The 10,948-nt window shown below is 43.9% G+C and carries 9 protein-coding genes; all 9 read left to right on the plus strand.

Annotated elements, in window-relative coordinates:
• The first annotated feature begins 993 nt into the window (after window positions 1-993).
• The 9 genes from BM003_RS02445 to minD all read left to right on the plus strand — a co-directional run bounded on the left by BM003_RS02445 (window position 994) and on the right by minD (window position 10,764).
• On the plus strand, window positions 994-2,307 hold the full coding sequence (locus tag BM003_RS02445) for a bifunctional folylpolyglutamate synthase/dihydrofolate synthase (protein ID WP_093669767.1): 1,314 nt from the start codon (window positions 994-996) through the stop codon (window positions 2,305-2,307).
• A 169-nt stretch (window positions 2,308-2,476) separates the two neighbouring features.
• Window positions 2,477-4,180, plus strand: coding sequence for a sensor domain-containing diguanylate cyclase (locus tag BM003_RS02450; RefSeq protein ID WP_245734007.1), 1,704 nt, complete (start codon window positions 2,477-2,479; stop codon window positions 4,178-4,180).
• 158 nt (window positions 4,181-4,338) lie between these two features.
• Window positions 4,339-5,340, plus strand: a complete 1,002-nt coding sequence (locus tag BM003_RS02455) for an SPOR domain-containing protein (protein ID WP_093669771.1) — start codon at window positions 4,339-4,341, stop codon at window positions 5,338-5,340.
• Window positions 5,341-5,528: 188 nt separating this feature from the next.
• The gene (radC, locus tag BM003_RS02460; protein WP_093669773.1) at window positions 5,529-6,215 is read left to right on the plus strand and encodes a RadC family protein; all 687 of its coding nucleotides are present in this window, start codon (window positions 5,529-5,531) and stop codon (window positions 6,213-6,215) included.
• A 136-nt stretch (window positions 6,216-6,351) separates the two neighbouring features.
• Entirely contained in the window at window positions 6,352-7,395 is a 1,044-nt protein-coding gene (locus BM003_RS02465) for a rod shape-determining protein (protein WP_093669775.1), read from the plus strand.
• 327 nt (window positions 7,396-7,722) lie between these two features.
• The gene (mreC, locus tag BM003_RS02470) at window positions 7,723-8,601 is read left to right on the plus strand and encodes a rod shape-determining protein MreC (protein WP_093669777.1); all 879 of its coding nucleotides are present in this window, start codon (window positions 7,723-7,725) and stop codon (window positions 8,599-8,601) included.
• Window positions 8,598-9,113 (plus strand): rod shape-determining protein MreD, encoded by a 516-nt coding sequence (mreD, locus tag BM003_RS02475; protein WP_093669778.1) that lies wholly within the window; start codon window positions 8,598-8,600, stop codon window positions 9,111-9,113. The genes mreC and mreD overlap by 4 nt, the downstream gene beginning before the upstream one ends.
• Before the next feature lie 136 nt (window positions 9,114-9,249).
• A complete protein-coding gene (locus BM003_RS02480) occupies window positions 9,250-9,942 on the plus strand; it encodes a septum site-determining protein MinC (RefSeq protein ID WP_093669780.1) in 693 nt (230 codons plus the stop codon).
• Between the two features lie 24 nt (window positions 9,943-9,966).
• Complete coding sequence (gene minD, locus BM003_RS02485) at window positions 9,967-10,764, plus strand: septum site-determining protein MinD (protein ID WP_093669782.1); 798 nt, start codon at window positions 9,967-9,969, stop codon at window positions 10,762-10,764.
• The last annotated feature ends 184 nt before the right edge of the window (window positions 10,765-10,948 follow it).

Consider the following 10,948-nt stretch of genomic DNA (forward strand, 5'->3'; position numbering starts at 1 on the left):
CAGGTTAGCGCCCAATCTGAGAAATAAACGGAAAAATTCCGCTTAATTAGAAAATGAATGAAAAAATTGCTTAAATAGACGGAGAAATTCCGCTTATCGAATCGAAAAACGTGAAAATGGAGGGCTTTTCTGTGCATAAGCGGAAAAATTACCCTTATTTACCTGTGAAACAAGCGCCAGGATGCATATAACCGGAAAATCTCCGCTTATTTTATTCTGGCCGCGTTACTTAATTAAGGATCAAAATGATTTATTAGAAAACTTGGCTTCGCCAAGCCTCTGGCGAAGGCGAAGACTTAGTTGCGCTTACACTCGTTTCCTTGAATCTTTAATTTTTTTATATTTTTTTATCAGTGTTAGAAAACTTGGCTTCGCCAAGCCCCTGGCGAAGGCGAAGACTTAGTTGCGACGGCCATGGACGGCCTAGTGTCCGGTGAGCCGCAGGACGCGGCGTTTTTTCGGACCGCTTACACTCGTTTCCTTTAAATGTTTTCTTATACTTTCCTACCAGTGTGAACTAGAAATGTCTGTTCAAGACAAGCTTGATGATTCAAAATGGTATTTGGCGCAAAGGAACGTTCGTATGTAAGGAACCTTCGCTAACGACGCATATGTCCTGTATGCAACGCGAAAGTTACCGCATCCTGCGGAAGTAAGAAACGGGCACTTTTTGCCCGGTTTTTCTAACACTGATAAGAAAGTTTATTATTTTGCACGTTTTCAAACCAATAGACCAGTGTCTTGGCCGAGAATCAAAGCGGAGGTGCGAGACGCCTGCGGGACCAGGTGCCAGCGAGACCCCGCGGATTCCTACCTGTCTGAGGAGACTCGTGGTGCGCCCGCGGCAAGCGAGTAAACGAAGCGACGATTCAGCACAGAAAAGACACAAAACCATCACACATGGCTGGAGATTAAGAACCGGGCAGTGCCCGGGTTTTCTAAATCAATTTCAATTTTGTTTATGAGGAAAACTGATATTCGGAGGGCATGGCAATGTTTGAAACAATTGATGAAACACTATCATGGATTCACGGGTTAATTCCACATGGCATCAAACCCGGCACCAAGCGAATGGAGTGGATGCTGGACAAGTTAGGAAATCCGGAGCGGACCATTAAGGCTATTCACGTCGGCGGAACAAACGGGAAGGGCTCCACTGTGTGCTATCTCTGGCACATTTATCAAGAATCCGGACTTAAGGTCGGCACCTACATTTCACCATATATCACAACGTTTAATGAACGCATGATGGTGAATGGAACTCCGATTAGCGATGAAGATCTTACAAAAGCAGCAAATATTGTTTATCCGCTAACCTTAGCGGTTAATCAGGAAACCGAATTAGGTATTCCGACTGAATTTGAAGTCGTTACGATGATCAGTTTCGTTTATTTTGGTCTGCTCAATCCATGCGATCTTGTCATTTATGAAGTCGGTCTCGGCGGACGTCTGGACTCTACAAATGTGATCCATCCACTGGTGTCCGTAATTACCAATGTCGCCATGGATCATATGAAACAGCTTGGCAATACAATCAAGAGCATTGCCTTCGAAAAGGCGGGAATCATCAAGGAAGGTACAGGTATTGTCACCACGGCGGAACATCCTGACGCGCTTGCGGTGATTCGTGATAAGACGGCGGAAAAAGAGGCAAAATTATTTGTGCTTGGGAAGGACTTTGAAGTTGATGCGATTGGGCATGATGAAGAGGGTGAACATTTCAACTTCACCGCGGGAACGATTCATTATCAGGACGTCACGATTCATATGAAAGGTGAACATCAGCTGAAGAACGCGTCTGCCGCGTTAATGGCAGTCAGCTATCTGGCGACATACTGCGATCTCGCAGTGGGTGAAGACGCGATTCGGTCAGGGCTTAAGAAAGCAGCATGGCCCGGCCGGTTTGAACGTATGCTCAACCATCCGCTTGTCATCATCGACGGTGCGCATAATGTGCAGGGAACCGAGGCATTGATTCGTACGGTGAAAAGATATTATTCCGGACGAACCATTCACTTATTATACGCCGCACTTCAAGATAAAGAATTTGAAAAAATGGTGCGATTGATTGAACGCGCGGCTCATGATATAACGCTGACTTCCTTTGATTATCCACGGGCTGCAAGCAGTGACTTGCTCTATACGGCCGCGCAGCATGCAAGGAAAACAAAAAATCCGGATTGGAGAAACGCGCTCCATCACTTGATCCATGAAACCGGAGAGAATGAGGTATTGCTTGTTTGCGGTTCGCTCTATTTTATTTCCGTTGTTCGTCATGAATTGCAGACCATGCGCGGTTCATTGTAAATTGAGAATGCAAAGCAAGAACAATTAAAACGAAAAATTTGTGAAAAGTTGAGAAGGTTTTGAAAAACCTTTTCAACTTCTTTTTGTTTTGCTACAATTACAATTAGGAAAATAGTAATAGGATAATAGATAATAGATTTTAAATCGCACAGCTAGCAAAAAGGAGGAAGTGCGATTGACCATAATAAAGCAACGTGCTGTTACGGCCACCTGGATTTTATCAACCTTATTTTTGCTGCCCCTCATCTATTCGTTGGATCCGCCGAGAAATATTTCTTTTTTTTCACTTTTAACCGTAATCATACTCTTTATTCTTACCGCCCTTTTCAGTTTTAAGGTGAAGGGGACGGATATCATTGTTCTTCAAGGTATCGGTCTAGCGGCTTTCTTAATTTTTGGGCTGTTTGTCGAAATTTTGCTGACTCAATTTTGTATCGTCGTTTATCTGATGGCTCAAAAAATCAGCAAGGCCGACGCGTACCGCATACCGATAAATTTAACAATGTTCTTTATCATTTCAATGGCTTCAGGAGCTACATATTACATGTTGGGTGGTCAAGTCGGGGCCATTACGAAGAGCGTCCTAGATTTGAATATAGTGCCGATCGTGGGTTTTTATTTATCAGCCTATTTGACGAACACCTTTGCGCTCGTCATTATTCATAGATGGCTTTATTCCCCCTCGGTTAAAATTAAATTATTCGATAACGATTCCTTTTGGGAAATCATGATCAGCGTATTAATGATGCCGCTTGGTATCGCTTTTTATCTCATGTACGCTTCCATGGGCTGGCAAGGTATGATGATTATTGCGATTCCTATGGTTGCACTTTCGATTATTATAAGGCAGATTAACAACAGCGAAGAGTTAGTTAGTTTTCTGCAAAGCGTCAATCATTTTGGACAGCAGCTCACAGAGGAACTTTCTGTTAATTACGTATTTGATCTTCTCGTTGATAAATTGCCCAAAATGCTTTCGGTAGATTATCTCTATGTTGTTTTATATACGCAGCCGGAACGACCGAAACTCGTTCGTATGTTCAGAAAGGATCAGGGCGAATCCTTTGTTCCTTTTCAGCAGGAAGCAGATATCAGCCTGAGCGTATATCGTCAAGGTAAGGCGGTTATTAGTTCAGGCAATATCGGCAGCATGTATCCTTTTCTCGATGCAGTCTCCAATGGAAGGGCAAAGTCCTATTTATCCGTTCCGATGGTGCACCGTGGTCAGGTCATCGGTGTGCTAACGATTGCTTCACATAGGGTCAAAGCCTATACGAAGAAGAGCAGAATAGGGATCGAGATTGTCGGTGATTTTCTAGCAATCGGTCTCGAAAATGCCAAGAATTTTGAGATTCGAAAGAAAGAGAGCGAGCATTGTCCGCTCACCGATCTGTATAATTATCGATATATGATGAAAGCCATTAATAACATGTACAATAATCCGTCTTTGAATGTTTTTTCGATCATCATGATGGATATTGATAATTTTAAGTCAATTAATGATACGTTTGGACACCAAAATGGGAATGCAGTCTTGATCGGTGTCGCCAATCGCTTGCGAAAAACAATCGGTCACAACGGGATTGCGGCACGATACGGAGGCGAAGAGTTTACCATTCTCTTGCCCGGAAGAGACCGCAATATGTGTTTCGCAATTGCGGAAACCGTACGTCTCGCTGTTGCCTCAGAACCTTTTATGATCTTTAACGAAGCGGATAACCGCTATGACAAGATCTATGTGACGATCAGTTTGGGAACATCGACAGCTCCCTCCGATGCTACGGAACCCTCAGAATTGATCTACAATGCGGATCACGCGATGTATAAAGGCGCAAAGCAACAAGGCAAGAATCGAGTCGCCCGGTATATCTAATCATTACACGGCAAAAACGCTCAATTACCCATATCGCGTAAATCGAGAAAAACAGCGAAAAAAATTGCGGGCGAGACGACAAATGTCTCGTTCTTTTTTATACGCACTATGCTAAGCTATTCGGAAGTAGAGTTTCGTTATGCGTGAGGGGGACTAATGTGTCTGAATTAAAAAAGAAGACGCCCCGGGTGACGATCACATTCAATGGAAAAAAACATAACCTGGAAGAGTGGACAAGACAAGAGACTGCGGCCGACAAAGATAAATCACTAAATTGGAATGCCGCATTTTCAGAAGAACGCACCACTACGGAGCATCATACACAACCAGTTACGGATGATGACGCGTTTGTTAAACAGAAATATTCCTTTTTTAGACATAATAAGAAACGGCGCCCTGTGCTAAGCATACCATCCGGAACATGGCAAACCATTCATCATTTTTGGCTCCCGGCAGTCGCTGCGATAGTCGTCGGTCTTGTCATCGGTTTGTCAATGCTGATGATTTTCAGTGATCAGAATACCAAAGTCAAGGATACTTGGGCGGATAACCCAAAGAAAACTCAAAGTGATGGTGCTTCAGAGGCAGTGAAAGCAGTAAATTTGAACCTTCCGGTATATATGATTCAGGCCGGCCTTTTTGGGTCGAACAGTAAGGCAAAGCAGGTCGCGGAGCAATTGAAAAGTAAAGGTCCTGCTGCTGTGATGCAGGTATCGGGAGGAAGTGCGATCTTCGTTGGCGTTTCACAAACAGAGGTTGGCGCCGATCAATTACTTGCACATTTTAAAAAGAAAGGTATGACGGTTTTTAAAAAACAGATGACGATTCAATCGGACTCAGCAGCGGAAAAAAGTAAATTGAAAGCGAATGAGGCGCTTACCTATAAGAAAATCATTAGTGCGCTTCTTTCTATATCAGAGAAATCAAAGAATGGATCAGCAGCGCCAGATGCAAACTACTTAAAAACGGTGGACAAGCTGTATTCATCCGTTGCCAAACAAGCGCGTAGTGCGGAAACGGATCACGTGTTTTCGCAAGTAAAACAGACGAAAACAATTGCTCAAAATTTAGTATCCAACAGTTCAGAAGAACATTTTTTTGCGTTTCAGCAAGATCTCTTGGAGACAATCTCTGAGTACAACGCTCTGATTCATCCATAATTTAGAAAAAATAAATTTACCCTGTTTTTGTGCTTTTGTGACATAAACCAGTGATTTACAACGAAAATAATGAGCGACTGTTCGAGAAACCTTTGCTTTTTTCACGTTTTCCATTCTGCAGCCAGTTCCTAAACAAGATATGCTGTATCTTAACAGGTACCGACGTACGCAGAATGGAGGAATTGAAAATGGAGAAGAATATTATGATGAAGGATGTACCGCATGAAGATCGTCCGAGAGAGCGTCTCATTCGTGAAGGAGCTTCTTCACTTTCCAACCAGGAATTACTTGCCATTCTCTTGCATTCAGGGACGAGAAACGAATCAGTCATGCAGCTCGCCGAACGCCTCGTCAGTCGTTTTGATGGACTGGACTTGCTGAAGGAAGCGAGTATTGAGGAATTGAAGCAAGTTAAAGGAATCGGAACAGCAAAAGCGGTTCAATTGCTCGCCGGATTTGAAATCGGCCAGCGCATGGCGAGAATGGTCCATGATTCTCGTTATGCGATTCGTTCACCGGAAGACGGTGCCGAGTACGTAATGGAAGAAATGCGCAGTTTAAAACAGGAACATTTTGTCGCTCTATTTCTGAACACGAAGAACCAGGTGCTCTATAAAAGGACGATCTTTGTGGGGAGCCTGAATGCGTCCATAGTCCACCCGCGTGAAGTGTTCAAGGAAGCGGTCAGACAGTCAGCCGCCTCAATTATTTGTTTTCACAATCATCCAAGCGGGGATCCTACACCGAGCAGAGAAGATATTGATGTGACAAAGCGGCTGGCCTCCTGTGGCAAGATGCTTGGCGTAGATGTTTTGGATCACATTGTGATTGGCGATCGGCGGTTTGTCAGTTTGAAGCAAAAAGGGTTAATGTAGTAAATAATGAAGAAAAAGACCGCACTTGGCAAAGTGAAGAGTTTTTCCGGACAATTTACTCAGACCCTATAAATTCAGGATCAATTAAGATATAATTAAGTGCATGAGTTTTGCAACTTGAAGGGAGATTACATAGATGTTTGGCGGATTTTCTAAAGATATGGGCATTGACCTTGGGACGGCCAACACTTTAGTGTACTTGAAAGGCAAAGGTGTTGTCGTCAGAGAACCATCAGTCGTCGCCTTGCACACGGACACCGGCCTGATTGAAGCGGTCGGTACCCCGGCCAAAAAAATGATTGGCCGAACACCGGGAAATATTGTCGCGGTTCGTCCAATGAAGAACGGCGTAATCGCGGATTTTGAAACAACAGCGACAATGATGAAGTATTTTATAAATCAAGCGCAGAAGCAGCGCTCTGTTTTTTCACGCAAGCCGAATGTAATGGTTTGTGTACCTTCAGGAATCACAGCAGTGGAAAAACGCGCTGTAGAAGACGCAACAAAGCAAGCCGGCGCGCGTGAAGCGTATACCATTGAAGAACCTTTTGCAGCTGCGGTCGGTGCCGATCTCCCGGTCTGGGAACCAACCGGAAGCATGGTTGTTGATATTGGCGGAGGAACAACAGAAGTCGCAATTATTTCGTTAGGCGGTATTGTGACGAGCCAATCGATACGCATCGCAGGCGATGATATGGACGAAGCTATTATCCAATATGTAAAGAAAAACTACAATTTGATGATTGGTGAACGCTCATCGGAAGCACTGAAAATTGAAATTGGTTCGGCAGGCGGATCTGAAGAGATGGAAGGCGCTAAAATGGAAGTGCGCGGACGTGATTTGCTGACCGGACTGCCGAAGACGATTGAAGTGTCGGGTAAAGAAATCGCTTCTGCACTGCATGACTCCGTAAATCAAATTATTGAGGCGGTTAAAGTGACCCTTGAGAAAACACCGCCGGAATTGGCAGCGGATATTATGGACCGCGGGATCGTTCTGACCGGTGGAGGCGCACTTTTGAACAACCTTGATCATGTGCTCAGCGATGAGACAAAGATGCCCGTGATTGTTGCGGAAAATCCATTGGATTGTGTTGCGATCGGTACAGGCCGTTCACTGGAAAACTTGCCATTGATTCGTTCAAAGGCAAATTCGATTTCAATGGCTAACAAAAAATAATTCAACTCTAATGAGTGTTAATAGAGGATGTTCAAATAGTCCGGGGAAAAAGGGTAATGAGGATCTTCTGCCAGCAAAAGAGATCTTCGATTAAGGACGCTCATGTCCTGTGAGCAATGTTGGAGTCACCACGTTCTGTGCGTAAAGTCGAATCCGCTGCTTTCTGTAGAAGTACATTTTGGTGCTCAAAACTGCGCTTCCTTGATAGTATCGCGACGCCCAGGATGGGCTAGTGCAGGCGATGCAACAGGACGTTGCGTTTTTGCCTGTAATCCTATCTTTTGTCCTCCTTTTTGAACAGATTCTAATAATTAAGCAGGTGTCCGTATGCCTTCATTTTTTTCAAATAAAAAATTAATTATCCTCTTGACCAGTCTGATTGTACTGATCACGCTAATCAGTTACTCTCTTAAGGAGAGAACAAGCGCGACTTGGACAGAACAATTTGTTCAGGACGTTGTCGGAGGGTTCCAATATGTTGTCAATGTGCCCGCTCGTTATGTAGCGGGTTTCTTTCAGAATGTCAGTGACATTGAAAGCGCCTATAAAGAAAATAAACATTTAAAAGAAAATTTGGCGAACTACGCCAGTGTCGAACAAGAAAATGCGGATCTGACCGCGCAAAACAAAGAGCTGAAAGCGCAGCTGAACATGAAGAATGATCCGGCACTCTCTAACTATAAAAAGTATTCGGCAACGTTGATTGGACGCGCATATGATGATTGGAATCAGTTGCTGACGATAGACAAAGGGAAAGTAAACGGGATTAAGAATGGTATGGCTGTGATTACATCGGGCCGGCGCCTTATCGGCAGCATTACTAAGGTCGGAAACTTTACCAGCAAAGTCTCACTGATCTCAGATGAACAGAATATCAATCAGATATCGGCAGTCATTCAAGAAAAAAACAAAGCACCGATCTATGGGATGATTGAAGGCTATAATCAAAACAAAGGTGTTCTACTTTTCCAAAAAATACCAATTAAAGCAAAAGTAAAAAAAGGCCAGATTGTCACCACATCCGGATTGAGCGGAAAGTATTCAAAGGGCCTTGTGATCGGTACGGTTACTCGAGTGACGACTGATCAGTACGGACTCACAAAGGCGGCGCAGGTTAAGCCTGCGGCTGATTTGAATGATTTGAACTACGTGCTGGTCCTCGAAAGAAAAGCTCAAGTGAGTGTTGGAGGGGGGAACGGTGATTGAAGCAGAGCAAAGTATTTATCCTTCTTTTCCTGCTCTTTCTCGTTCAGGGAACGGTGATGCCACTCGTTCCCATTAGTTATGCTTGGGGAAAGTTGCAAATCGTTCCCGAATTCACCTTTGTCGCGCTGCTCATGATCGCCTTCTTCGGCTCGCTAAACTGGGGTTTGAAATATGCCGTATTGTTCGGATTCCTTGCGGATATCATCTATTCTTCAGTTCTCGGTGTTTATGCGTTCACTGTGACACTCACCGTGTACTTGATTCATGGAATTTCTAAATGGGTGAATATGAACGTGGCAATGACTGTCCTTCTTGTGGCGGTCGGCGTATGCATCATGCAAATTCAAGCCTATGTGATCTACATGATGATTGGAGTGATCAATCAAGAACCCGGCTTATTCTTTCGTTCCCGGATTCTGCCCACCATTCTCTTAAATGGTATATTTACGTTACTTATTTATTATCCGCTCAGGAGATTTTTGGAAAGTATTTCAGATGAAATTGAAAAATAAGGCAGTTTGAGCCGATACATTAGACGTTAAGGTAATTGATCATTTTTTTAGCAATTAGTTTAGTAACAGTTTACTTTTTTTGAAGGATTTTTCCCTTCATGTATTGAATATCAAACATATTGAGGTGAAAATCCCGATGTCAGCCACTCAGCCACTTGTGACGATGAAAGGCAGAAAAGACGGCCTTGTACTCGTTATGGACGAAGCTTGCGCCTATCATGATTTGGTGCGTGAACTTAAAATAAAACTAGCAGCGAACACCAATCTATATAAGGATGGCCCGGTTATCTCGGTCAAAGTAGAGGCGGGAAATCGCTACATTAGCTCGGATCAACGGAATCAGCTCAAGGAGATTATTCATGCGTTCGATCATTTAAAAGTCGAAGAAATTCAGTCGAATGTGATGACGCTTGAGGAGATTGCGAAGAAAAAAGCGCAGGAGAAAATTGTAACGATCGCTCGAATCATCCGTTCAGGACAAGTGCTCGAAGTCGAAGGTAATTTGCTGCTTATTGGTGATGTCAATCCCGGAGGCGTGGTTTCAGCCACGGGAAACATCTATATATTGGGAGCACTGCGCGGAGTTGCATCGGCGGGAACGGCAAACGACGGGAAGGATGCAGTGGTCGTTGCTTCAATCATGATGCCGACGCAACTGAAAATCGGACGAGTGATCAGCCGTAATGAAAATGGTTCTGATGTAGAGATGAAGGAAAAATCTTTGGTTGAATGTGCCTATTTGGATGAACAGATCGGGAAAATCGTAATTGATCAGGTACATACAGCGTTAAAAAAGCGGAATCGGTCATCAGCATTTGAGAAGTTGTAAGATTTGAAGAAAAGGGGTGTAACGATGGGGGAAGCAATCGTTGTGACTTCAGGCAAGGGCGGTGTCGGAAAAACGACGACATCCGCGAATATCGGTACTGTTCTTGCTCTGCAAGGGAAAAAAGTCTGTCTTGTAGACACGGACATCGGGCTGCGCAACTTAGATGTTGTCATGGGACTCGAAAATCGAATTATTTATGACCTAGTTGACGTGGCTCATGGTCGATGCAAATTGAACCAGGCATTAGTGAAAGATAAGCGTTTTGAATGTCTCAGCATGCTTCCGGCGGCACAGACAACCGATAAGACAGCTGTTAAGCCGGATGAGATGAAGCAGATGGTTGATGCGCTTAAAGCTGATTTTGATTACATCATCATTGATTGCCCGGCCGGAATCGAACGCGGGTTTCGGAACGCGGTTGCAGGTGCTGATCATGCGATCGTCGTGACGACCCCTGAAATTTCATCAGTACGTGACGCCGACCGAATTATTGGTTTGCTTGAGCAGGAGAAGCAGATTACACCGCCTCGTTTGATTATTAATCGCATTCGCCAGCATTTATTGAAAAGCGGTGAAATGTTAGAGATTGATGAGATCATGAACATCTTGGCGATTGACCTGCTTGGTATCGTATTGGATGACGACGGCGTAATCTCGTCTTCAAACAAAGGCGAGCCGATTGCGCTGAATCCATCATCAAAAGCGTCTTTAGCTTATCGGAATATTGGCAGGAGAATTCTTGGCGAAACGGTTCCGCTTATGGTTCTTGAAGAAAAGAACGGATTTTTTCGTCGATTTAAATCATTGTTGGGAATGAGATAAAGTGCTCAAATATAGCGACTGTGCGTGAATGTTGACTCGCGTTCAGTCGCTTTTTGTATGCTCATATTTCTCAGCTTGTGCGCATAAAGTGTTGTAGAGGCTTGTTTCAATGGGACAAGGTCAGTGATTCGCTAAATACTTGATTGCTCAATCCGATGCAACAAATGAAACAACATAAAACGGA

Source organism: Sporolactobacillus nakayamae, from assembly GCF_900113325.1.
Lineage (GTDB): Bacteria > Bacillota > Bacilli > Bacillales > Sporolactobacillaceae > Sporolactobacillus > Sporolactobacillus nakayamae.

What these genes read in the sequence shown, in the direction of transcription:
- BM003_RS02445 (WP_093669767.1), top strand. Translation starts at nt 994, where the DNA reads ATGTTTGAAACAATTGATGAAACACTATCATGGATTCACGGGTTAATT.
- radC (WP_093669773.1), top strand. Translation starts at nt 5,529, where the DNA reads ATGGAGAAGAATATTATGATGAAGGATGTACCGCATGAAGATCGTCCG.
- BM003_RS02465 (WP_093669775.1), top strand. Translation starts at nt 6,352, where the DNA reads ATGTTTGGCGGATTTTCTAAAGATATGGGCATTGACCTTGGGACGGCC.
- mreC (WP_093669777.1), top strand. Translation starts at nt 7,723, where the DNA reads ATGCCTTCATTTTTTTCAAATAAAAAATTAATTATCCTCTTGACCAGT.
- BM003_RS02480 (WP_093669780.1), top strand. Translation starts at nt 9,250, where the DNA reads ATGTCAGCCACTCAGCCACTTGTGACGATGAAAGGCAGAAAAGACGGC.
- minD (WP_093669782.1), top strand. Translation starts at nt 9,967, where the DNA reads ATGGGGGAAGCAATCGTTGTGACTTCAGGCAAGGGCGGTGTCGGAAAA.